At 45.2% G+C, this 22129-nt stretch carries 23 protein-coding genes; 11 read left to right on the plus strand and 12 right to left on the minus strand.

The features are described 5' to 3' along the window. Nucleotides 1-143 precede the first annotated feature (143 nt). Complete coding sequence (locus tag R7F67_RS02745; protein ID WP_005374595.1) at nt 144-620, plus strand: Lrp/AsnC family transcriptional regulator; 477 nt, start codon at nt 144-146, stop codon at nt 618-620. Between the two features lie 71 nt (nt 621-691). Here the strand turns inward: R7F67_RS02745 and R7F67_RS02750 are convergent, their stop codons facing one another. Both R7F67_RS02750 and R7F67_RS02755 read right to left on the minus strand, forming a co-directional pair. Continuing rightward, on the minus strand, nt 692-1399 hold the full coding sequence (locus R7F67_RS02750; RefSeq protein WP_005383549.1) for a DUF445 domain-containing protein: 708 nt from the start codon (nt 1397-1399) through the stop codon (nt 692-694). Nucleotides 1400-1990: 591 nt separating this feature from the next. After that, on the minus strand, nt 1991-3841 hold the full coding sequence (locus R7F67_RS02755) for an ABC transporter ATP-binding protein (protein ID WP_005374597.1): 1851 nt from the start codon (nt 3839-3841) through the stop codon (nt 1991-1993). Nucleotides 3842-4245: 404 nt separating this feature from the next. Here R7F67_RS02755 and R7F67_RS02760 point away from each other — a divergent pair, with 404 nt between their 5' ends. Together R7F67_RS02760 and R7F67_RS02765 are read left to right on the plus strand one after the other, a co-directional pair. Then, the gene (locus R7F67_RS02760) at nt 4246-5247 is read left to right on the plus strand and encodes an arginine deiminase-related protein (protein ID WP_213895243.1); all 1002 of its coding nucleotides are present in this window, start codon (nt 4246-4248) and stop codon (nt 5245-5247) included. Between the two features lie 265 nt (nt 5248-5512). Continuing rightward, the gene (locus R7F67_RS02765) at nt 5513-6751 is read left to right on the plus strand and encodes a DEAD/DEAH box helicase (RefSeq protein WP_137282945.1); all 1239 of its coding nucleotides are present in this window, start codon (nt 5513-5515) and stop codon (nt 6749-6751) included. Between the two features lie 54 nt (nt 6752-6805). Here the strand turns inward: R7F67_RS02765 and R7F67_RS02770 are convergent, their stop codons facing one another. Then, complete coding sequence (locus tag R7F67_RS02770; RefSeq protein ID WP_047102451.1) at nt 6806-7510, minus strand: MOSC domain-containing protein; 705 nt, start codon at nt 7508-7510, stop codon at nt 6806-6808. 111 nt (nt 7511-7621) lie between these two features. Here R7F67_RS02770 and R7F67_RS02775 point away from each other — a divergent pair, with 111 nt between their 5' ends. Together R7F67_RS02775 and R7F67_RS02780 are read left to right on the plus strand one after the other, a co-directional pair. Continuing rightward, on the plus strand, nt 7622-8437 hold the full coding sequence (locus R7F67_RS02775) for an AraC family transcriptional regulator (RefSeq protein ID WP_025768697.1): 816 nt from the start codon (nt 7622-7624) through the stop codon (nt 8435-8437). A gap of 88 nt (nt 8438-8525) precedes the next feature. Continuing rightward, complete coding sequence (locus R7F67_RS02780; protein ID WP_047102450.1) at nt 8526-9518, plus strand: zinc-dependent alcohol dehydrogenase family protein; 993 nt, start codon at nt 8526-8528, stop codon at nt 9516-9518. A 73-nt stretch (nt 9519-9591) separates the two neighbouring features. Here R7F67_RS02780 and R7F67_RS02785 read toward each other — a convergent pair whose 3' ends face one another. From R7F67_RS02785 to R7F67_RS02795, 3 genes are all read right to left on the minus strand, one after another. Further along, on the minus strand, nt 9592-10287 hold the full coding sequence (locus tag R7F67_RS02785) for a VC0807 family protein (RefSeq protein ID WP_017820075.1): 696 nt from the start codon (nt 10285-10287) through the stop codon (nt 9592-9594). A 166-nt stretch (nt 10288-10453) separates the two neighbouring features. Beyond that, nucleotides 10454-10984, minus strand: a complete 531-nt coding sequence (locus tag R7F67_RS02790; protein ID WP_255209459.1) for a sigma-70 family RNA polymerase sigma factor — start codon at nt 10982-10984, stop codon at nt 10454-10456. Nucleotides 10985-11104: 120 nt separating this feature from the next. Continuing rightward, nucleotides 11105-11791, minus strand: a complete 687-nt coding sequence (locus R7F67_RS02795; protein WP_005374612.1) for a DJ-1/PfpI family protein — start codon at nt 11789-11791, stop codon at nt 11105-11107. Nucleotides 11792-11917: 126 nt separating this feature from the next. On the opposite strand from R7F67_RS02795, the gene R7F67_RS02800 reads away from it, so the two are divergent. Both R7F67_RS02800 and R7F67_RS02805 read left to right on the plus strand, forming a co-directional pair. Then, the gene (locus tag R7F67_RS02800; RefSeq protein WP_054576541.1) at nt 11918-12874 is read left to right on the plus strand and encodes a LysR family transcriptional regulator; all 957 of its coding nucleotides are present in this window, start codon (nt 11918-11920) and stop codon (nt 12872-12874) included. A 127-nt stretch (nt 12875-13001) separates the two neighbouring features. Beyond that, entirely contained in the window at nt 13002-13541 is a 540-nt protein-coding gene (locus tag R7F67_RS02805; protein WP_005398264.1) for a CAP domain-containing protein, read from the plus strand. Nucleotides 13542-13620: 79 nt separating this feature from the next. On the opposite strand, the gene R7F67_RS02810 is transcribed toward R7F67_RS02805, so the two are convergent. Next, a complete protein-coding gene (locus tag R7F67_RS02810) occupies nt 13621-14040 on the minus strand; it encodes a VOC family protein (RefSeq protein WP_005374615.1) in 420 nt (139 codons plus the stop codon). A 230-nt stretch (nt 14041-14270) separates the two neighbouring features. Here R7F67_RS02810 and R7F67_RS02815 point away from each other — a divergent pair, with 230 nt between their 5' ends. Next, nucleotides 14271-14840, plus strand: a complete 570-nt coding sequence (locus R7F67_RS02815; protein WP_053350147.1) for an imm11 family protein — start codon at nt 14271-14273, stop codon at nt 14838-14840. An 8-nt stretch (nt 14841-14848) separates the two neighbouring features. Then, a complete protein-coding gene (locus tag R7F67_RS02820; protein ID WP_318056876.1) occupies nt 14849-15091 on the plus strand; it encodes a hypothetical protein in 243 nt (80 codons plus the stop codon). Here the strand turns inward: R7F67_RS02820 and ahpF are convergent. From ahpF to R7F67_RS02835, 3 genes are all read right to left on the minus strand, one after another. Then, on the minus strand, nt 15088-16656 hold the full coding sequence (gene ahpF / locus R7F67_RS02825) for an alkyl hydroperoxide reductase subunit F (protein ID WP_005374617.1): 1569 nt from the start codon (nt 16654-16656) through the stop codon (nt 15088-15090). The genes R7F67_RS02820 and ahpF overlap by 4 nt on opposite strands. Before the next feature lie 169 nt (nt 16657-16825). Next, nucleotides 16826-17383: an alkyl hydroperoxide reductase subunit C gene (gene ahpC, locus R7F67_RS02830; RefSeq protein WP_005374632.1), complete on the minus strand. Its 558-nt coding sequence runs from the start codon at nt 17381-17383 to the stop codon at nt 16826-16828. 304 nt (nt 17384-17687) lie between these two features. After that, on the minus strand, nt 17688-18146 hold the full coding sequence (locus tag R7F67_RS02835; protein WP_206949177.1) for a MarR family winged helix-turn-helix transcriptional regulator: 459 nt from the start codon (nt 18144-18146) through the stop codon (nt 17688-17690). Between the two features lie 137 nt (nt 18147-18283). On the opposite strand from R7F67_RS02835, the gene R7F67_RS02840 reads away from it, so the two are divergent. Then, entirely contained in the window at nt 18284-18706 is a 423-nt protein-coding gene (locus tag R7F67_RS02840) for an organic hydroperoxide resistance protein (protein WP_005374640.1), read from the plus strand. A 78-nt stretch (nt 18707-18784) separates the two neighbouring features. Here R7F67_RS02840 and R7F67_RS02845 read toward each other — a convergent pair whose 3' ends face one another. Together R7F67_RS02845 and R7F67_RS02850 are read right to left on the minus strand one after the other, a co-directional pair. Further along, nucleotides 18785-19882, minus strand: a complete 1098-nt coding sequence (locus R7F67_RS02845) for a YdcF family protein (protein WP_017634518.1) — start codon at nt 19880-19882, stop codon at nt 18785-18787. A gap of 298 nt (nt 19883-20180) precedes the next feature. Further along, the gene (locus tag R7F67_RS02850; RefSeq protein ID WP_042522251.1) at nt 20181-21080 is read right to left on the minus strand and encodes a GyrI-like domain-containing protein; all 900 of its coding nucleotides are present in this window, start codon (nt 21078-21080) and stop codon (nt 20181-20183) included. Between the two features lie 184 nt (nt 21081-21264). Here R7F67_RS02850 and R7F67_RS02855 point away from each other — a divergent pair, with 184 nt between their 5' ends. Further along, nucleotides 21265-22128 (plus strand): helix-turn-helix domain-containing protein, encoded by an 864-nt coding sequence (locus R7F67_RS02855; RefSeq protein ID WP_042522249.1) that lies wholly within the window; start codon nt 21265-21267, stop codon nt 22126-22128. Nucleotide 22129: the final 1 nt, after the last annotated feature.

A 22129-nucleotide genomic window follows, 5' to 3' on the forward strand; every position in this document is an offset into this window, starting at 1 on the left:
GGCAATAATCATAGCTCTTTCCCTCCTTCGTTGTTTTCTGGTTATTCTCTGCTGAATTTCACATGCTGTGCATTTGATGGTTTGCAATTGTTTGAGCAACGATTAATGTGATGCTTTCTAAGTGGTTACAAGGAAGTGGGTTAATGAGTTATCAATTGGACCGGATTGATTTACATATTTTGAGAGTGCTTCATTCGAGAGGCAGAATTCCAGTTGTAGAACTAGCAAAGCTGATTAACTTAACGACTTCTCCATGTTCTGACCGTGTAAAGCGACTAGAAAAAGAAGGGTATATCAATGGTTACCATGCGGAGTTGAATGCGGAAAAGTTGGGGCTGGATGTGCAAGTATTCATCCATATTCGTTTAGACCAAACCAGTTTTTCTATTTTTGAAAAGTTTGCGAAAGCGGTGGAATTGATGCCTGAAATTGAAGAGTGCTACTCGCTCTCTGGAGATTTCGATACCATGATAAAAGTTCGTGTTAAGAGCATGAAAGCGTATCAGGAGTTTATGTCGAGCAAGTTAGGCACGCTTCCGGGCGTGATTCAAACTCGTAGTGAAGTGGTCATAGAAGAACATAAAACGGGATTTGGTGTTAATCCCGAGCTCCTTGGTTAGGCGAGGCATGTGTTGATCCTCCTTATTTAGCGTGGCTTGGTATATTACTTTTTTAATAAATCGGTGAGCGATTATGCCCCGATAAAGGTGCTGATAACGCCAATTAAACCACCAAAAACACCGCCCCAAACGACTAGCCAGCCAAGGTGTTGTTTGATCATCTTTTGCACCATTTCTTTAACTAATGCCGGTGTTAATTCGCTTAAACGTTGATCGATGATACCTTCAATGTTCTGCTTTATCTCATCCATCATTGCAGGAGATTCGAATTGCTCTTTCAGTGCTTCTTTGATGTTATCGCTCTTGCTCAACTCAATGATGGATTCTTGCATCTTTTCGACGAAAGGTTGGCGCATGGGTTGTAGCGCTTCCGAGCCGCCAAACATCGCTAGCATGCCACCAAACTGAGAGCCTTCAATTACTTCCACTAGGGAATCAAATGCTGGATTTAAATCTACTTTCTCAATTACTGGTTGAAGATCGATGTTCACACCGCCCGCCATTTCTTTATTCAAGAATCGGTCAATGTTCGCTTCAGTAAAAAACTGTTCCATCATCAGGTTTTTGATAGCCAGTTTAAACTCTTCAAATCGCGCGGGGATCACGCCAGAACCGTATAATCCAGGCACTTTCTCAAACAGCATATGGATGGCAAGCCAGTTGGTGATGGCGCCTGAGAACGCAAATAGCCCCGCATACCAAAGATAGTCGTTTTGTAATTGATGACCTCCAGCCATCAAAGCGATAGCGAGGACATTCGTTAGCAAACTTTTGTTCATAGTGACCAGTTATATGTGAATATCGGAAAGAATAAGTGGGCCTGATTCTATACCTAAGTCACATTGAGATGCTAGGTTTTGCCGTGATGAGTGACCGTGTTGCGAAGGGATAAAAATGGATGTACAGAAAAACAAAACCCGACAATCATTGTCGGGCCACTGCTTTTTCTTAGAAAAACTAAGATTCTATTTTTAATTTTAGATGCGGTAGATCTTACAACAAAGTTGGCATTTCCATCTTTCTGAGTAGCCGAATAGCTTGTCAGCCCAACTTGGTTTGAGTTGTACGATCTGCATTGAACCACATTTACACATAAGCTAATTACCTTATTGTTAATATAATAACTAAGCCATCTATTGAGTATAGCTGTTTCTCAAAAAGTGAAATGACAAATGAAGACGGCTCAATACTCTGTATTGTGTTCATTGCAATGGATACGCAACGAGGCGGTATATTAGCAGAAAAAGTGTGAGCTTTATCATGGAGAGTGTTTCATATATGAGAAACCACAATGGCTATATGAGCATCTAGCCATGGATTAAAATAAAAAACGGCGCTTAAAGCGCCGTTTTTATTGAGCTTATCACTCGTTAAGAAGCGTGTTGATTGTCTAGTTCTTCAGCGATAAATCCGCCAGTTTGATGCGCCCAAAGCTGGGCGTAAATGCCGTTATTCGCAATGAGTTCTTGATGAGAACCTTGTTCAACGATGCTGCCTTTATCTAGCACGATGAGGCGATCCATTTGTGCGATGGTCGATAATCGGTGAGCGATAGCAATAACCGTTTTCCCTTGCATTAATTCATTCAAGCTTTCCTGAATCGCCGCTTCGACTTCTGAATCCAGAGCCGATGTTGCTTCATCCAATACCAGCAATGGTGCGTCTTTGAGTAGCACACGAGATATTGCGATACGCTGACGTTGGCCGCCAGACAGTTTCACACCACGTTCACCAACTTGCGCATCGTATCCGACATTACCAAATGGGTCGGTCAGAGTTTCGATAAACTCATGGGCATGCGCTTGCTTAGTGGCTTTCAGCAAATCTTCTTCTGTCGCATCTGGATTGCCATACAAAATATTGTCACGAATTGAACGGTGTAGCAGAGAAGTATCTTGGGTCACCATACCGATCTTTGAACGCAAAGAGTCTTGTGTGACTTCTGAGATGTTCTGTCCATCGATCTTAATGCTGCCGTCTTCGACATCGTGGAAACGAAGTAACAAGTTCACCAAAGTCGATTTCCCGGCGCCGGAGCGCCCAACCAAGCCTACTTTCTCTCCTGGTTTGATGTTGAGATCGAGATGGCTAATTACGCCTTTGTTCTCGCCGTAATGGAAGCTTACGTTATCAAAGTGAATGCCTCCTTCAGTGACAACCAAGTCTTTTGCGCCTGGTTTATCTTTAATATCAATAGGCTTAGAAAGCGTTTTCATTCCATCGACAACGGTTCCCATGTTTTCAAAGAGGGCGCCAACTTCCCACATAATCCACATCGACATACCGTTTACGCGCAATGCAAGACTAACAGCAATCGCAATCGCGCCAACGCTGATGGCACTATCCAACCACAGGTAAATCGATAAAGCAGCAACGGAAAAGACCAAAATATAGTTTGAGATCTCTACAGCGACGTCGAAGCCGGTCACTAGGCGCATTTGACGATAGACCGTATTTAAAAATCCTTTCATGCCTTGCTCGGCATATTGGGTTTCGCGCTGGCTATGAGAAAACAGTTTGACGGTTTGAATATTGGTATAACTGTCGACGATACGCCCTGTCATTGTCGAACGTGCATCGGCCTGCGCTGAAGCGACGTCTTTGAGCTTAGGGACAAAATAGATTTGGATAGCGATGTAAGCGAGTAGCCAGACGATCATTGGGATCATCAAACGCCAGTCTGCCGTCGCTAACATAATGATCATGCTGGTAAAGTAAACCGTAACGTAAACAAACACATCCATAGCTTTCATTACGGTTTCGCGCACAGCTAATGAGGTTTGCATGACTTTCGTTGCGACTCGACCTGCAAAATCATCTTGATAGAAGTTCAAGCTTTGATTGAGCAAATACCGGTGTGCAAGCCAGCGGATAGACATTGGGTAGTTGCCCAATAACGTTTGATGAACGAGCAACGAGTACAAGATCACCAATATAGGCATGACAACCAGCAATAAGGCTCCGTAGAAAATCAAATCCGATTTATTGTCTTGTAAGAACGTTTCTGGATTGCTGGTAGACAACCAATCAACCAGTTGTCCCATGGCGCCAAACAACATTACCTCAACAACAGCCACAATTGTGGCCATCAAAGACATGATGATCAAAGGCTTTTCATAACCACGAGTGTAATAACGCAGAAAAGCGAACATCCCTGAAGGAGGCTGATCCGGTGTAGATTTGGGGAACGGCTCTGTAAAGCCTTCAAATCGTTTAAACATAACTCATCCTAAAGTTAAAACAGTGCCATTTGGGGTGGCTAAATCCATCGATTCACGCTGCTTTGGACGAAACCGCGTGTATGAGAGTTTCTTGCCTGCTCCTCGATAAAGCAGACCGATTGACGAGAGGGGCGAAAAAATAGTCTAACCGATTGTGTCTTAAATGTAACTAGTTGGTTATGAGTGTGATTGTCTATGGTTCTGATTCTTATGATGAATTCTTATCATGTTCATCACGGTGCCATAAAATCTTAAACCTGCAAAGTGACAATAAAATTTAGGGAGAAATAAACTTAATGCAGCAAAAAACACTTTTGTGCAATTAAATTAATTGTCAAAACAGCAAAACTGAAGTTAACAATAAATTTACAATCTCCTCATTCTAGTGATAAGGAATATATTGGATGCTATTACACGAATCAGTGACCCAATTTGCTAATGGGAAAGAAGAAAGCACGCAAAGTGCTCAGCGCCAAACCACAAACTGCGTAGTGATGGTGCCACCGAAAGAGTTTCGTTTTAATGAAGAAACCGCACAAGATAATGAGTTCCAACATAAAGTGTCACTCAGCCAAGAAGAAGTCTCACGTCGAGTAATGGCCGAGTTCGCGAGTATGGTTGCAACGCTGCGTCAAGAGGGCGTTCAAGTTGTTGAGTTTGATTATCCAACTTCAGATGTTGCGACGCCAGACGCGGTATTTCCAAACAATTGGTTTAGCACTACGCCAGATGGCACGTTGTACACCTTTCCAATGGCCTGTGAAAACCGTCAAAAAGAAGTACGTCCCGATGCGCTTGTGGCAGCACTAGCGCAAGCAGGGCGAGAAGTTCATCGACGCAGCAGTCTAACTGAATATCTTGACGAGCAAGCGTATTTAGAAAGCACGGGTGTGATGGTGTTTGACCACCTAAATAAAACGGTCTATGCCGCACTCTCACAACGTTGTGATCGTCTGGTTTTAGAAGATTACGCCGATCGTATTGGCTATGAACGAGTGATTTCTTTCCAAACTCGTTTGCCGTCTGGTGCGCCGATTTATCACACCAATGTGATGATGGCGGTTGGCGAACAGTTTTGCGTGATTTGTGACGAAGTGATCCCAGAATTTGAGCGTCGTTTTGTAATGAAGTCACTCGCCAAAGACAAGCAAGTCATCTCAATTTCGCTTGAACAGATGAACCAGTTCTGCGGTAACATTCTGCAACTGGAAACGATCAACGGCGACAAGGTGATTGCGATGTCGCAATCGGCGTACGATGCATTCTCACCAGCACAAAGAAACCAATTGGCGACGCACGGTAAATTGCTGCCATTCGACGTTTCTACCATAGAATCTATTGGTGGTGGTTCGGTTCGTTGCATGTTGGGTGAAGTGTTCTTACCGAATCGTAAAGCTGTGCTTTAATAAACTGCACATTTCTTTTCAGCCGCAGTGAAAGGCTGACGAAGCGTTCTCTTCAAGGGTTTTTAGCCGTTAGCTCTGTGGCAGTACAGACTAACGGCTTTTTTGCGCTTTTTAGTTTTCTGACGATTTGCGTAGGCGACGCTTGGTTTAAGCGCCTAAAATAGGATGGTTCACCTAGCAGATTGTGGTAAAGTCCGCGCCTTCGTTTTACCGCATCTTCATTATTTTCATTGCTTCTTCAACCCAAAGTACAAGGTTTTCGTTAATGCCATTTTCTACTCTCTCATTGAGTTCTGAGCTGATTCATGCACTGCCAAAAGACTTCAAGAAGCCGACTTATATTCAAGCGTTGGCCATTCCTGAGCTGTTGGCTGGTCAAGATCTATTGGCTTTGGCAAATACAGGCAGCGGCAAAACCCTTGCTTATGGTTTGCCTTTGTTGGAAAAGCTGGGTGTCAATCCAGAGCAAAAAGCGCTGATTCTTGTGCCAACTCGTGAGCTGGCAATGCAAGTGAGTGAAGCAATTAACCAAGTTGGTCAAGTTCTTGAACTCAACGCAGTGTGTTTGTGTGGCGGCGTTGATAAAGAGCAACAACAGCAGGCGCTAGCGACAAATCCTCATATCCTTGTCGCGACGACAGGTCGTTTGGTTGACCTAGCAAATAATGGCTTGGATTTGAGCAATGTTCATTATCTAGTATTGGATGAGGCGGATCGTCTGTTGGATATGGGCTTTTGGCCTGACGTACAAAATATTGCGGGGCTTATTTCAAACCAGCGTCAAACCGCGATGTTCTCGGCAACGTTTTCAGATGAGTTGAAGGGTAAAGCGAAGCTGCTTATGCCGGCACCAAAGCAAGTTGCAGCGCATCAAGAAAACAGCACCAACCAAGATATTGCTGAAACGCTGTACCTCGTTAACAAAGGCAGTAAAACCAAGGCATTGATTGAACTGATTCAAAAAAACGCGTGGACTCAGGCATTAGTCTTTATTGGTGCGAAAGAGAACGCCGATGGCTTAGCGAAGAAGCTGAATAAAGCGGGCATCTCAACCAATGCGCTGCATGGCAATAAGAGTCAAGATGAGCGAGAAGAAGCACTGGCGCAGTTTAAATCTGGGCAAATTCAGGTGTTGATTGCCACCGATCTACTAGCGCGCGGCATTCACATTGAGCAATTGCCTGTAGTGATCAACTTTGAACTGCCAATGCATGCAGAAACCTATGTTCACCGAGTAGGGCGCACCGCTCGCGCAGGCGAACAAGGTGTGGCGGTGTCATTGGTTTGTCATGGTGAAATGGACGCACTAAGCGCGATTCGTCACCTGACTCAACGTGCATTACCAGTGCAAGATCTGGCAGGTTTTCCAGTAACGGATAAGCCATCAACTGGCGAGAGCAAACGCGCGCCACGCGATAAAAAAGCCAACCGTCGAACTCATGCTAAGAAGAGCATTAAGCAGTTTCAAGGTAAGTCGAAACGCCCAGCCCCGAGTGCGAAGTAAAACAAAAAACACGCTCTTGACGGCATAGTCGGTTCAGAGCATGGCTTACAAATTTTACTTTTGAGTATTAACGGCAGTTGGGCCAATCAAGCGCATTTCCCAATCTTCGACTTCACCAGTTTCTAGACGGCGCTCGACCAACTTGCCCCAAGACTCGACTAACGGCAGCTCAGACAGCTGAGTGAGTTCTTTTCTATCTAAACAGCCAGTGAAAACCGCGCCCATGATGCGAGCCAGTGGCCATTCTGGATAAGGTCTTTCGCACAGAATAATCTCGTCACCTGCACCGATATCGCCTTCTTCCAACACTCGGAAATACCAGCCTGTTCGAAGCGTATCTTGCAGTTTTCTCGCCATGTCGTGTTGGTCAAAACGTACGTTAAGTTTCCAACAAGGCATGCGACCTTGCGACACTTCCAGTAGTGTTGAGCCGATGCGAATTTTATCTTTCAAGCAAATCGTGGATTCGGTGACGCCTTCGGAGCTGATGTTTTCGCCAAAGCCGCCGGCGGATTGGAAAATTGGTCTTTCGCCTAATTCTTGTTGCCAGATTAGGTAGTGCTCGCTTGGGTAAATATGAAGCGCTTTTTGAATGCCACCATGAAAGCGCGGATCGCCTTGTTCATCACTGATAAAACCAAGCTCTGTTGCGTGCTGGCGCTCAGGTAGCACTTGTTTGTTGATTGCGCTTTGCGCTCCATGAGCATAAGGGACGGTTTTCCCTGCTAGCACAGCTTTTACGACGCCGATTTTCTTCATATAACCTCCTTATTATTTGAATGAGAGATAAAGTGTTTACCTTCATTCGCGATGCGGAGCATGATAGCCTAGTAAACTTGTGTCGGTGTAGGGATGAAAAGACAACTAACAATGCTAACTCGCCAAATTGATTCGAAGTCAGGCGTCGTCACCTCCAATGAGATGATGGCCGCGAATCCCCATTCTCCTGTTTTAGTGAAAACCATCGACATGCCAAAAGGTTACATTGATGCGCTGCATCAACACACTTGGCATCAAATCATCTTTCCTATCAAAGGGTTATTGCAAACACAAACGGAGCATTATCAGCACTTGGTTCCGCACACCTCTGCGTTATTTGTTCCTGCGGGTGTTCAACACGAGTCGATTGCTCTAAGCAATACGATATTTGTTGGCATTTACCTCAACCCTGAGTTTGGTGCGACGTACGAGCCACAAGTGAGAACCATTGCTTTAACGTCGTTTTTAAATGAGCTTTTACAAGAGATCCGCAGACTGTGTGAAGGTGAGACAAGCCACGAAGAAGTGTTGCATTTACTGGCGGTGCTGCATGATCAAATTTTGAAACGCAACGTGCAGACATTTCAGTTATTGCTGCCACAAGACAGACGACTAAAACTGATTTTCGAGCGACTGACTGACGAGCCAGCGTTGAGCTGTTCGCTAAAAGAGTGGGGGGAGAAAATTGGGGCGTCTGAGCGTACTTTATCACGGCTGTTCGCCAAGGAATTCAACACTTCATTTCTACTTTGGCGGCAACAAATTCGGCTAATTTACTCGCTTTCTTTGTTAGATGAATCGTTGCCAATCCAAGCCATTGCAGACCTAGTGGGTTATCAAAATGACTCATCCTACATCAAAGCATTTAAAGCCTATTTTGATATGACGCCACAACAGTTTAGAGTGAACGGCGCATCGCGCAGGTAGAAATACAGAGCTTCGACTTCACTTAATGCTTTTGAGTAGAAGTCGCGAAACTTCCTTTTTGAATTTCAATTACATGGTATGAATAACAATGGCACCAACGATAAATACTCGAGTGAATCAATTCTGTTTTGGTCAACCCAAAACGTCGCTGTCGTTGGAAAAAGAGCCCCTCAAACCGCTTGCTCAGGGCAAGGTTCGGGTGCGACTGGAAGCCACCAATATTAACCCAAGTGACTTGCTTTCCATTCATGGTGTTGGGCAATACCGCCGCGTTCACGTACCACCTCGCGTGCCGGGATTTGAAGCGGTTGGGCGTGTGGTGGAAGTCAGTGCAGTTGGTCAAACTGACCTTCAAGTTGGGCAAAAGGTGTTGGTGGCGATGAGTGGTACTTGGCAATACTACATAGATGCCTCGCCTGAGAATCTTTTTCCGCTACCTGAGAGTTTGGAGAACGGCTATGCCTGCCAATTGTACATCAACGCGCTAACCGCGTGGGTTATCACCACTAAAGTGGCGAAGTTGAACAAAGGCGATGTGGTGATCATCAATGCGGCAGGGTCAGCGATCGGTAAGATATTCGCCCAGCTTGCTCACTCACTGGGTTTTACACTGATTGCTGTGACTTCAAAGCCAGAAAAGTATCCGTACGATACGATTCCAGTGTTGGACGCGAAGAAAGACTTACAAGCGCAGCTGCAAACGCGCCAACTGCCACAACCAACGGTCGCTCTGGACGCGATAGGTGGTGAGGCTGGCACGGATCTCATTCGTACCTTGAAAGAAAACGGCCAATACATTAACTACGGAACATTGTCGTTAACGCCTTATACGCCTGGGTTTTTTGAATCGATGGAGGCCAACAACATCGACTTTAGTACATTCTTTTTGCGGTATTGGGAAGAATCGGTAGGTAAAGGTGGGAGAAAGACGGTGTTCGCTGAAATGTTAGAACACTTTATTAGCAGCGACATAAAGTTAAACGTTGCATATGATCTGCCGTTAGAGGACTTTCAAACAGCGATTGAAATGGTTGAGCGACGCTCGTCAGCAGTGTCAGGAAAAATCATTTTGACGCTGTGAATTACAGTGAGCCTGTTGAGAAAAGGGAGGATAAAATCCTCCCTTTTTTATGGGTTTACTTGTAATGATTGGGCTATTTTAGATGGAAGATTTGCTCTGTTTCGAGCGATGTCATCGCACGTACTTGACGCCAAATGTAATAAAAAATACCGAACATCATCAACATACTTGGGATGGCAATCATTGGGTAACTGTACAGCGTCATTTTTCCTAACTCTTCGTTAAAGGCAGCAGTACCAGAAGGGCTAGTCACAATCCAAGTCGCAAGGAAGTAGTTCATTGCAGATGAGAACGCAAAAGTACTTGCAAACAGGTAGTTAGAAGACATAAGGCAACGTTCGAACGCATCGGTTTTACCATTTTCTTTTAAACGTTGGTTAATCAACGCGAGATTCAACACTGTGTTATTCAGTACTAACTTCTGCATCAGTGGGTAGCGGGTAAACGTTGAACCCAAAACCGCTAAACCGATCAGGCCAGGAATCAGGGCTTCTTTTAGTGCTAACCAGCGTGTATCAAGCTCTAACAAGCCGATGCCACCAGTTAGTAGAACACTGATAAAGCCCAGAGCAGAAATAAAGTTAAATTTCTTGTTACGGACAAGGTCCATACCGCCATAAATGATAGGAAATAGCAAAGCGACAACCAGCGCCATTGCTGTCCCTAGATGCTCATCGCCACTAAACTTCATCAAAATGAAGGAAGGGATAAATACGTTGAAAAGGATTTCAAATAAGGGATTCGGCTTTTTCGCCGTCGTGTTACTCATAATGTTTTACTGACTCTACTCTATGTCGGCTGTTATTGTACTTTGACAAGAAGTGTTCATCTAGTCGCGCTTGATGTAAAGCGTTAAAGCGTCGAGTTGTGTAACGACTTATGAAATAGACCGGAGCATAGCCAGTTAGTTTACATGATTGACTACTTTTTGTGTCTTAATGACTCTCCTTCTGTGCGATGATCTGATTACGCGCTCTGAATAATCGAGTCGCCACTGTGTTGTGGTTGAGCCTCAAGGCTTGGGCAATTTCATCATGATTCAACCCAGCCACTAAGCTCAAGAGCAACGGCTCTCGGTATTTGGGTTCGAGAATCATCATTTGTTTTTGAAGCCAATCTTGGGCCATGTCGTAGTCACTGCCAGGGTAGGTTTTTGTCTGTATTGCACACTCATCAATGTCGACAAAATCGTACTGTTTTCTATCAAAGCGCCGAGCATTCTCACGACGCAAAATAGTAATGAGCCAAGACTTCGCGGCGTTGGGGTCATTTAATTTATCAAAGAATCGCCACGCTTTCAGAAAGGTTTCTTGCGCTAAATCTTGAGCAAGGTGGTGATCTTTGCATAACCAATACGCGAGACGGTAGATCTCTTGGTATCGATCTTTCGTCAGTGCTTCGTAACGTTTATGTTTTTCCATAGCATTAAGATAAAAAGTTTGGAGAGCACGTTGTGTCTGCCAGATGAACGACAACCCTTTTTATCGCTTTTACAGTGATAAAAAGGGTTGTTCGATTAGGAAGATAAATTCGAAGAGTTAACCTTCGAAATATCGAAGGGTGGCTCTGATTACTTTCTTACACGCTTAAAATGGTTGGTTGGAAAAACGTGAGTACTGGATGGCATCTGCGACTTCCTGAGCTTTAGACTCTGAAGTCATAAGGTGAAGTAGCTTAAGAGCAGCTTGATAGCTAACTAGGCTACCGTTCGAAGTGATAACGCCATCATCAATGACAAAATTCTGGTCGACTTGTACTTTGACTGCTGGGTAATCTCTTTGAAAGCCGTTTTCACCTCCGGCCCAAGTTGTTGCTTTTTTGCCGTTTAAAAGGCCAGCTTCGGCTAACAAATACGCGCCAGAGCAATTACTTGCCATCCAATCTGCCGCCTTTGAGGTAGTTTTAATAAAGTGAATGAGATCTTTATTTTCGATTAGTGCATCCATGTCATAGCTGGATGTTAAAACCAATACGTCGAGTTCCGGCAGATCACCAATCCAAGCATCCACACCAATTTTTAATCCTTCTTCAGTGGTGATGGTTTTCTGATCTGAGACGGAAATGGTGAGCACGTCATAATCACTAAACCAAGTGAGACGACTTGCGACGCCAAAAACCTCTAAAGGAGCAGTAACATCAGAGGTCAGTACGCCATCGTAAACCAGAATACCAATTCGTTTATCTGCGGCATGTGCTGTTTGAAGCACCCCAAAGAATAGGACTAGTGTCGCTATCAATAGTTGTAGTGCATTCTTCAATCCGTTTTTACCCATGGTTTTTTCCTCGCTAACAGAGCATCAAGTTATTGAGGTTCATTATATTTAGGCTAATTAGTGATTGAAGAGCCACTTGGTCTTTACTAAAGTGAATAAAATTCATGAATAGAGTTCATTGGTTATATGGATAAGATACGGTCCCTACGATTTTTTATTGCCACTTTAGATGGCGGTAGTTTTGCTGCGGCTGCCAAAGTGTATGGCACTGACCCTTCGACCGTGAGTAAAGCCATACATCGTCTTGAAAGCGATTTGGGTATACAGCTTTTTCAACGTTCTACGCGACAGAGCCGCCTGACAGAAGCTGGTCGTAGGTACGCAAATACTGCTAGGTTTGTACTGGAGGAGCTGGCGGCATGTGAGGATTCATTAAAAAGTCACAATGATGCGCTTTCAGGGCAGCTTAAGATTAATGTGCCAGTCTCGTACGGTCGCCTCTATATTCGTCCTTTATTAAAAGAGTTTTGTCGCCGCTACCCTAACATCACTATCGATATTCATTACGATGACGCCTACGTTGATATTATTGAGCAAGGTATTGATGTGTCGATTCGCTCTGGTGTCGTTCACGATAGTCAATTGATTGTGCGTCAGCTGAGCCCTATCGATTTTATCATTTGTGCCAGTCAGGATTACTTAGCGCGCCATGGTGTTCCGAGTGGCCCGGATGTATTCAATGACCATTCTTGGGTTCGTTTTCGTTTTAAACAAACGGGGAAACTGTTGCCGATTCGGATGCCAGAACCAGACGGTGCGAGTGAATATGACCCCGAAAGAAACTACATTGTAAATGACGGTGAATCCATGGCAGAGCTTTGCGCAGAAGGCTTAGGATTAACTCAGATCCCTCATTTTATCGCGAGAGACTGGCTTAAAGCGGGGCGTTTAGTGCCGATATTTCCGAGCATGCGCCAAGCAGGAAATGGCGTGTATCTTCTCTATGCCAACCGGGATTATGTGCCTGCACGAGTTAGGGTGTTCATCGATTTTATCACTCAAGCAATACAGGATATGGATGAAACGCCATTCCATACTTGGGCTGAAACGTTGCCGATTTATCGACCGAACCAAGGCGATTGAAAACTTCATGTGAGTCTTTGGTTAAAACCCCCTAAGCTATATGACGCTTTTATTGGTTTTTGTTAGTTTATTGGGCGTTATTATCGAAAAGCGCAGTTTGCTCTTCGTCACTCATAAAGGAAAGACAATGCCAACTAAGATCTTAGTGCCTGCTTTGGCCCTACTTCTCAGCGCATGTGGCGGCGATGGGGAGTCGTCAGCCCCAGCAGAAAGCGGCTCACAAAACACAGGTTCCACATCGTCACAAGGCACATTTGCCGAGCAGATGCTTGCAGCGGTCAACAGCGCTCGCTCTACTACACAACAGTGTGGCGCAACCACCATGCCACCTGTTGGGGCCCTGACTTGGAGCTACGATTTGGAAAGCGCCGCTTATCGACATTCAAGCGATATGGCGAACAGCGATTTCATGAGCCACACAGGCTCTGATGGCAGCAAAATGTCAGATCGAGTTAACGCTACGGGTTATGCTTGGAGCGCCATTGGTGAGAATGTCGCCGTAGGGCAAAGCACCATTAACGCCGTCGTGAATGCTTGGTTATCGAGTGAAGGTCACTGCCTTAATATCATGAGTGCGGATTTTGATCAGATGGGCGCGTCGCTTGTCGAAAATCACTCTGCACGTTACGGGTATTACTGGACTCAGGTTTTTGCCAAACAGCGCTAATGCGATAAAGAAGCCCGATAGATAAAAAATAAAACGCCAGCAGTCACTATCTGCTGGCGTTTTATTATTTACATCTCTTTTAGCTTGTCAGGTTACGAAGTTTTGGGTCATCCGCCAGGTATTCAACAAATTCAATCTCAAAACCTGCAGGGTCAACAAAATACACATTTTTGCGATATGGTTCATCAGCACCAGGTTGGGCAATCGGATAACCTGCATCGGTTAGTCTTTTGATGATTGCATCGACGTTGTTGGTCACATAAGCAAAATGCGCTAGCCCAACTTGGTGCCCGCTCAACTCGCGGTTTTCTCCTTCGCCATGGTCACTCATGGCTATGTATTGATACTCGTCGCCAAAATGTAGCCAGTTTCTTGGCTTGCCACTCCATTCGCCTTTACCTTCATCACGCACGTACCAATGTGGAAATGCAGTTTGGTAAAACTTCAGCATTTCAGGGATATCTTTCACGACTAAGTTAATATGTTCTAGTTGGATCATGATGTGCTCCTTTTTGTCATTTTCTAGCCAACGATGAATATGCTAAAACCTCAAGTAAAGTTGAGGTAAAGGGCTTTTTTGATTTTATTTGTAGACGCCATTTATAAAGGTCAGGCAGCTGACACTGAAGAGTTGGCTCACACAGAAATCATTGAAACCTTGTGCAAGATTGGAAAGATGTTACATGATGGGGGACTTCCAGTTAACCGTTTGATTTAAGTAAGCAAAAGATGAAAGTTTTTACACTTAATCATGATGTTGAGAATTTCCCTTTTTTACAAGAAACTCAACTAGAGATTTCTATACAATACTCGGATGGCGATTTGCGGGAGTTATGTGGTGAGCGTGTCGCTGATACTTGGATGATTATTGATTTGGAGTGGGTGAGTGATAACCACATGCTTACAACAAAACCTGATTTTGCAATCTGGCGTGCAGGCGAGTTTGCTTGTTCTGAGTCCGCATATAATCAAATAAACGAAGCTCTTGATTCCAGTTGTGAGTTTTTGCCATTACGCGTCGCTGGCGAGCGTTGGTATGCTATAAACATACTCAAAACTTGCGATGCCATTGATAAGGATCGCACTGTGTTAAATGTAAGAGCTAATGGTAAGCCAAGTCGTGTAAAGCGGTTTAAAAAATTAGTGTTGAGTAGTAAATCAATCAAATCCGGAGGCTTGTTCAGGATTGAAAATAACGGAAGCGGTGTTTACTGCAATGATGAATTAGGTGGTTTGTATGAAATTTACCATCGTTGTCAGCTAAAAGGCCTGATATTTGAAGCAGTAGAAACGAGTTAAAGCCCGCAATGTTTCACCCTAAGTGTATTTCGGCAGCTTTATTTTACGCTGTTATTTCTAGTAATAATTTGTTTCCCCCCCCCAAAAAAAAACAAAAAAGCCAGCAGTTAATACCTGCTGGCAAAGTCTTTGGGCTTCTAGGTTTTTTGATTTTATTTCTTGTTACTCATCGCTGTCACGGTGCCCCGATTGGTTTTCCGGGGAAGAAAACACAGCACCGTGCGCTTTGTGCTCAAGAAATTGGAGATTAACCTTGCTTACGGATTAGGTAGTCAAATGCGCCTAAGCTTGCTTTTGCACCTTCACCCATCGCAATGATGATCTGTTTGTAAGGAACGGTTGTTGCGTCACCTGCTGCGAACACACCTTCTAGGCTAGTATCGCCACGGCTGCCGACTTCGATTTCGCCGCGCTCAGATAGCGCTACTTCTGAATCTTTTAGCCATTCTGTGTTCGGTACTAGACCGATTTGAACAAAGATACCTGACAATTCAATCTCTTTGATTTCGTCTGTGTTGCGGTCTTTGTACTTCAAGCTTGTTACGCGAGTACCGTCGCCCACTACTTCTGTTGTTTGCGCCATCGTGATGATGTCTACGTTTGGTAGTGAGTTCGCTTTGTCGATAAGCACTTGGTCTGCACGAAGTACGTCTGCGAATTCAAGAACCGTTACGTGTTCTACGATACCAGCAAGGTCGATAGCTGCTTCGATGCCTGAGTTACCACCACCGATAACTGCAGTTTTCTTGCCTTTGAACAGTGGACCGTCACAGTGTGGGCAGTACGCGACACCTTTGTTACGGTACTCTTGCTCACCCGGAACGTTCATTTCACGCCAGCGTGCACCAGGGCTTAGGATGACACTCTTACTCTTCAGCGTTGCACCGCTTTCAAGTTGGATGTGAATCAAGCCATCTTCAGTGTGTGCTGCGCCCATTAGCTTCTCAGCTTGTTGCTCAGTCACGACGTCTACGTCGTATTCTTTTAGGTGTTCTGCTAGGTCTGTTGCCAGTTTTGGACCTTCAGTGCGTTTTACCGAAATGAAGTTCTCGATTGCCATGGTGTCCATAACCTGACCACCAAAACGCTTAGCAACAACGCCAGTACGAATACCTTTACGAGCAGCGTATAGTGCAGCTGCGCTACCACCAGGACCACCGCCGACAACAAGTACATCGTATGGGTCTTTTTCGCTCAGTGCTTTCGCGGCTTTCTCGCTCGCGCCGTCATCCACTTTGTTTAGGATTTCAGTCAGAGACATACGGCCTTGACCGAATAGCTCACCGTTCACGAATACGCTTGGTACGGCCATGATGTCGCGTTGTTTCACTTCATCTTGAAACAAACCACCGTCGATCATGGTTGCTTTTACTTTCGGGTTGATCGCCGCCATCATGTTGAACGCTTGAACCACGTCCGGACAGTTTTGACACGAAAGTGAAATGAAGATTTCTACGTCTAGATCTTTGTCTAGTGCTGCGATTTGCTCAATCACTTCTGGTTCTAGTTTGATTGGGTGACCGCCAGAATGAAGCAGTGCCAATACTAGAGAGGTAAATTCGTGACCCATTGGCAAGCCTGCAAAGCGTAGTGCTGTGCCTTTTGCTGGGTTAGTTACCGCCATCACTGGTTTACGTGCGCTTGCGTTGTCGTCACGTTCAACGGTGATTAGGTCGCTCATCTCTGCGATTTGGTTCGCTAGAGACAAAATGTCATTCGATGCTTTGCTTTCATCTAGACTAACCACTAAACGAACTTCTTCTTTTACATTAGCCAGATATTGTTTGAGTTGTTGTTGGATCGCTTGGTCTAACATAGTTGTTACTACCCTAAAAATATTAAAAGTGGTTACTGTAGATAAAACCTGAGGGGGAGAAAGCAAATCAGGCAGAAGGTCGTCAAGGTATCTAACCTGAAGTGCTCTCTAATTCAGTTCTAATCAGAAAAAGGAAATCGGAACTGATTAGAACTTAAATTTCAGTGGCTTAGATTTTGCCAACTAGGTCTAGTGATGGAGCTAGTGTCTCTTCACCTTCTTTCCATTTAGCTGGGCAAACTTCGCCTGGATGTGCTGCTACGTATTGAGCTGCTTTCACTTTGCGTAGTAGGTCTTCTGCGTCACGACCGATACCTTCAGCAGTGATTTCCATTGCTTGGATAGTACCTTCTGGGTCGATTAGGAACGTTGCACGGTCTGCAAGACCTTGACCTTCACGCATCACACCGAAGTTGTTTGTGATGTTGCCTGTTTGGTCGCCAAGCATGTAGTACTGAATCTTACCGATTGTGTCTGAGCTGTCGTGCCATGCTTTGTGAGTGAAGTGTGTGTCAGTTGATACTGAGTAAACTTCTACGCCACGTTTTTGTAGCTCTTCGTAGTGGTCTGCTAGGTCGCCCAGTTCTGTTGGACATACAAACGTAAAGTCTGCTGGGTAGAAGAAGAATACTGCCCATTTACCTAGAACGTCTTGTTCTGTTACTTCAACGAATTCGCCGTTTTTGTACGCTGTAGCTGCAAATGGTTTGATTTGAGTATTAATCATAATTTACTTTCCTTTGAATGTTTTAAGCTGAGCTGTTGTTGCTTTCGGAAAGTATATTCTCATCGGAGTGTGTTTAAGGAAAATCGCTTGTAACTATCCTATTGATAGCCATTTCCTATTTCACTTGATAGGGAAATCCGATGTAAGAGGGGTTCCTTTGATAGGTTTTATTGAAGATGAAGGCAGAGTAGCAATAGAGAATAGCGGTGATGACCTTAAGTGGATCGTCTGAATAAGATCGAAAGAGCCTGCATCTCGGCAGGCTCTTTCTAATAGGAAGTTGGGAAGCGAATGCTTCTATTTTTTAGCTCAGATTGTCGAGCACTTTGCCACACAACTTCTTCAGCATGATCATTTCATCCAACTCTAAGGTGATTTTACACATCATGGCGTTTGGCACTGACTTGGCTTGTTCTTTAAGGTCACGACCTTGTTCTGTTAGGTTGAGTACGCGAACGCGTTCATCGGTTTCACTTCGGCCGCGTTCTACATAACCTTTTGCTTCTAAGCGTTTGAGCAGCGGTGTGAGTGTGCCAGAGTCCAAATGCAGTTGTGATCCCAGCTCTTTCACGCTGGCACCGTCTTTCTCCCACAGCACCATCATCACTAAGTACTGCGAGTAAGTCAGATCAAGCTCGTCCAGCAACGGGCGGTAAGCTCGGATCACTGCATTTGCTGCGCTGTAGAGCGGGAAGCAAACTTGGTTTTCGAGTAAGAGTTTATCGTTGTCGGTCATGGTATTGTCGGTGTAACACTGGCTCATTGGTGTTGCCTACCTGCTTACAGAGAAAGAGAGTTATAAAATAAATTGTGCACAATATAGTTGCAAACTATCTTCACTTCGATGTAAGATTGCAAGCAATTAAATTGTGCGCAACTTAAATTAAGAAGGACACTCGCATGACTACTCTATACAAAACTCAAGCTACCGCTTTGGCTGGTCGTAATGGTCAAGTAAAAACTGATGACGGTCTTCTCGATCTAGAGCTGTCATACCCGAAGGAAATGGGCGGCACAGGCGCAGCAACTAACCCAGAACAGCTGTTCGCAGCGGGCTATTCAGCGTGTTTTTCTAACGCGATTTTGCACGTAGCACGTGAAGGTAAAGTAAACCTGAAAAGCGCTCCTGTAACGGCAGAAGTGGGCATTGGTCCAAATGATAACGGTGGCTTTGCACTGACAGTGAGCCTAGCGGTAGAGCTAGACATGCCACAAGAACAAGCGCTAGAGCTAACGCGCATTGCACACCAAGTTTGCCCATATTCAAACGCAGTTCGTGGCAACATTGATGTGGCAGTAACGGTAAACGGCGAAGCAATTTAAGCGGTTCTTACCACGTTACAAAGACAAGAAAGCCTGCAAGTGCGCAGGCTTTTTTTGATTGGTATGAGTCGAGAATACTTAACGCGACTCTAGCGGGTAAGAGCGGTAGCTCCACATGCCGTATGTACGCAGTGCATCGCGGTAGATACCAAGCAGTTCGCTATCGCTGGCTTTGGCTAAGTCTTTCAGTGGCTTGTCTGGGTAGCTTACGGTGTCGAAAGTGATGCCTTGTGGGCCAGTTTGCCAACTTGCGATTTCAAACAATGTTTGACCACGGCGCACGTGACTCGCTGAGCTGATGATGGTCGCGTGTTTAATGTTATGACGCGCCAATGCGTAGCTGCTAAATAGAGCGTTACCTACCGTGCTGGTGGCGTAGTTTTCTTCAATGATGCGATCTTTGCTGATGCCTTTTTCAATCAGCCAATCCGCCATTAACTTGCCTTCGGTTTTGTGGTTCTTCGGTACACCACCCGTTAATACGATCAACGCGTCTGGATTTGCTTTCGCCATTGCTAGCGTGGTTTCCAGACGCTCAACCAAGATTTGATGCATTGAACCATCTGGGTTCAGCGCGTATCCCAACGTGACTATAGCGCCTTTGTCATCCAGTTTGCCTTTATCGGCTTTCTCTTTTAGTGGCGTTGCAAGTACGCGGTCTACGGTGTCGAAGATGCGTTGGATATCTGCCGCTTTACCTGCATTGAGCTTCATGAGCGTCGCCATGTGTTTCGCTGATTCTGCTTGGTTGCCCTCAAAGCGTTGCCATACCGCTAAGTAAGCGTGCAAATCCACATCGTCTGGTGCGACAGAAAGAGCTTGTTCAAATAGTTCAATCGCGCGGTCTGCATTCTTGTTGTAGATCTGTGCGTTTGCCGCAGAAATCAGTAGGTCAGTGCGGTACGGCTCAAGTTTGTAGGCTTCTAGTAAGCGGTCGGTAACAATCTCCATGTTGCTCGGCATTTTGGCGGTAAAACCCGCATGCGAGATACGCGCAGGGGATTTGAATGCTTGTACCGCGTCATTCAGCAGTTGGTCGACAACCTGACGTTTGGTGACGATCTGTGAGTAGTCGGCGGAAGATTGGATAGCAGCATCGTTAGCCGCGATAGAGTATGGGGCAGCAGTCAGCGCAATTACGCTACCAAGAGCAATGGCAAGTAAGTTCTTCTTCATGGAATGTCCTAGAGGTGCTGTAGTACCTAGTTTTTATTGTGCCTAGCGTTGTAGGTCTAACGGGGTCGATAGAATTTTTTCAGTCTAGGTTCGCTTCATGAATAATCTGTGAAATGAATCCCAACTCAGCCGAGCAAATGAACGCGCGTGGTCAAAACGCGAAGTAGGATCACGAAAACACTGAGGTATTCATTCGTGTTCTAAGTAATTGGATTAAAAGATAAACAGCGTTTGGAAGAACGGATTTAAGCAACCAGAGTAAGAAATGAAAAAGCCTGCAACGATGCAGGCTTTTGGTTTATTTGATGGCAGTGCAGAAGCTAACGTCTGCATGGTGCGTTTGTGGGTCAAAGCTGTGGTAAAGCTCAAAGCAAGGACGGTCGTCGTTCTCAATACCGGATTCAATTACCTTGCTCATGACATCATCCCATGCTTTTGAGTATTGGCTCGGGTCAGTAATGTGCTGGCGCATCACCGCATATTGACCACCGGGGAAGTCTTGCAGCTCAATGCCTTTTGGAACTTCCGTATCTTCTGGCACCATCAAGCAGATATCAGTGCGACACTTCTCGTCTGGCGTGATTTCAGGATTGTCATGGTAGATGAAGATGCAGGTATTGCCCGCCAAACCTTTCATTCCTGCCCATTGATACAGGCGACCTGATGGCTCTTCATAGCCTTGCCCGTAAGGGCCGTTTACGCGAATGTAAGCCAGTTTTGCTTTTTCAAAGTTTTGCGTTTCCATTGTCGTGCTCCATTTGGTGAGTTCAGAGCCAGTATATGAATCGCTTGGTGTTACTTCGTTTCCATTCTTGCGCAACGTGTGTCCAATCTTGCTGTTTCGTGCTAATTCAGAAAATTGCTGATAGTTTTCGCAGTCACGAAAGGCCGTAGGTGTAACGCCATAATGTTGTTTGAAGGCTTTGGCTAAGCTCTGTGAGCTAGAAAATCCGTACTCTAGGGCAATGTTCAATACTGGTTGCTTGGATTTGAATAAGTCATCGGCGGCGGCTTCTAGACGCAAACGTCGAATGAAATCAGCCAATGTCTCGCCTTGCACGGCTTTGAAGGTGCGATGAAAGTGATAAGGGGAAAGGTTCGCCAGCGCGGCCACTTCTGGCAGGTTGAGTGGTTCATTAAAGTGTTGCTCTAAAAAGCGAATCACAGGAACCAGTCGTTGGTGGTAGTCGACGCGCATCGGGGTATTTCCTTGTTCTGTTCAGCTTGTATTCTCTGCTCAAAGCCTACCGCAATCCAACAAGCTTGCAAGGGAGTAGGGTGAGAAATGCGTGGCGAGATGAGCGTCAATCAGTCACACTCAACGAACAGATGTTTAAGCAAAAACGTTGTGCTCATTATCTTTACTAACCGCTAGGACAATCATGATAGCTTGGAAACAGTCTATGCCAGAGTACGAATGGCTCGTTCATCAAGTTTGGTACTTGGAAGTGCTAGAGGGTGAAGTCATTGACCCCAAGCCGCACCTTATTCCAAACCCGCGTGCTCATTTACTCTTTACGCCATCAGAGCAAGGCTACAGCTACGACACGAGAGACACTAAGCTTGCTGGCAAAGGCTGCCATTTATTAACGGCTAACGAACATTTGCTGTTGTTGGAAGATAGGGCACCCATCAAGCGTATTGGTATCACCTTTCGCCCAGAGGGTTTGTATGCCATTGAATCACGGTTTAGTGATGCATCCCAAGTAGCTGCAATTAACCAATGCGAATGGTTTGATTGGCTTAACGCGGCGTTTGATGAGCGCTTTCAACAAGGTCTATGGCAGTTAGAGTTGCAGGATTCACCGCAATGTTTGCTGAGCTACATCAAACAACATTTAGATGCGTTAGATACCGACCCTTGCCGTACCAAACCGTTTTTGGCATCGCAAAAAGCGGTATCCGTGATGGACGCTCAAGCACTACGCTCACCTGAACTAGCGATGGATATTGATGAGATAGCCAAACAGTGCGCCTGTTCTCGAAGAACGCTTGAGCGCAGTTTCAAGCAAGTGGTGGGGTTGAGCGTTAAGCAGTATCAACAAATGGCGCGTCTGGAGCAGATGATTTTTACCCTCTACAAGCAACAAGAGGCGATTGATTGGGCGAGTTTCTCACAACAATTTGGTTTCAGTGACCAATCGCATTTGATTCGCACCCTCAAACAGCAGCTACGAAAAACGCCGAGCAAATACTTGAAAAAGCGTGACTTAACCATCGATATCTATGGCGATTTTGAGTCGTAAT

The sequence above is a fragment of the Vibrio sp. YT-17 genome (assembly GCF_033337375.1).
GTDB lineage: Bacteria > Pseudomonadota > Gammaproteobacteria > Enterobacterales > Vibrionaceae > Vibrio > Vibrio alginolyticus.

Bases quoted from the DNA above. Each gene is read 5' to 3' on its own strand.
- R7F67_RS02745 (WP_005374595.1), top strand. From the start codon at position 144: ATGAGTTATCAATTGGACCGGATTGATTTACATATTTTGAGAGTGCTT.
- R7F67_RS02750 (WP_005383549.1), bottom strand. From the start codon at position 1,399: ATGAACAAAAGTTTGCTAACGAATGTCCTCGCTATCGCTTTGATGGCT.
- R7F67_RS02755 (WP_005374597.1), bottom strand. From the start codon at position 3,841: ATGTTTAAACGATTTGAAGGCTTTACAGAGCCGTTCCCCAAATCTACA.
- R7F67_RS02760 (WP_213895243.1), top strand. From the start codon at position 4,246: ATGCTATTACACGAATCAGTGACCCAATTTGCTAATGGGAAAGAAGAA.
- R7F67_RS02765 (WP_137282945.1), top strand. From the start codon at position 5,513: ATGCCATTTTCTACTCTCTCATTGAGTTCTGAGCTGATTCATGCACTG.
- R7F67_RS02770 (WP_047102451.1), bottom strand. From the start codon at position 7,510: ATGAAGAAAATCGGCGTCGTAAAAGCTGTGCTAGCAGGGAAAACCGTC.
- R7F67_RS02775 (WP_025768697.1), top strand. From the start codon at position 7,622: ATGCTAACTCGCCAAATTGATTCGAAGTCAGGCGTCGTCACCTCCAAT.
- R7F67_RS02780 (WP_047102450.1), top strand. From the start codon at position 8,526: ATGGCACCAACGATAAATACTCGAGTGAATCAATTCTGTTTTGGTCAA.
- R7F67_RS02785 (WP_017820075.1), bottom strand. From the start codon at position 10,287: ATGAGTAACACGACGGCGAAAAAGCCGAATCCCTTATTTGAAATCCTT.
- R7F67_RS02795 (WP_005374612.1), bottom strand. From the start codon at position 11,791: ATGGGTAAAAACGGATTGAAGAATGCACTACAACTATTGATAGCGACA.
- R7F67_RS02800 (WP_054576541.1), top strand. From the start codon at position 11,918: ATGGATAAGATACGGTCCCTACGATTTTTTATTGCCACTTTAGATGGC.
- R7F67_RS02805 (WP_005398264.1), top strand. From the start codon at position 13,002: ATGCCAACTAAGATCTTAGTGCCTGCTTTGGCCCTACTTCTCAGCGCA.
- R7F67_RS02810 (WP_005374615.1), bottom strand. From the start codon at position 14,040: ATGATCCAACTAGAACATATTAACTTAGTCGTGAAAGATATCCCTGAA.
- R7F67_RS02815 (WP_053350147.1), top strand. From the start codon at position 14,271: ATGAAAGTTTTTACACTTAATCATGATGTTGAGAATTTCCCTTTTTTA.
- R7F67_RS02820 (WP_318056876.1), top strand. From the start codon at position 14,849: ATGTTTCACCCTAAGTGTATTTCGGCAGCTTTATTTTACGCTGTTATT.
- ahpF (WP_005374617.1), bottom strand. From the start codon at position 16,656: ATGTTAGACCAAGCGATCCAACAACAACTCAAACAATATCTGGCTAAT.
- ahpC (WP_005374632.1), bottom strand. From the start codon at position 17,383: ATGATTAATACTCAAATCAAACCATTTGCAGCTACAGCGTACAAAAAC.
- R7F67_RS02835 (WP_206949177.1), bottom strand. From the start codon at position 18,146: ATGAGCCAGTGTTACACCGACAATACCATGACCGACAACGATAAACTC.
- R7F67_RS02840 (WP_005374640.1), top strand. From the start codon at position 18,284: ATGACTACTCTATACAAAACTCAAGCTACCGCTTTGGCTGGTCGTAAT.
- R7F67_RS02845 (WP_017634518.1), bottom strand. From the start codon at position 19,882: ATGAAGAAGAACTTACTTGCCATTGCTCTTGGTAGCGTAATTGCGCTG.
- R7F67_RS02850 (WP_042522251.1), bottom strand. From the start codon at position 21,080: ATGCGCGTCGACTACCACCAACGACTGGTTCCTGTGATTCGCTTTTTA.
- R7F67_RS02855 (WP_042522249.1), top strand. From the start codon at position 21,265: ATGATAGCTTGGAAACAGTCTATGCCAGAGTACGAATGGCTCGTTCAT.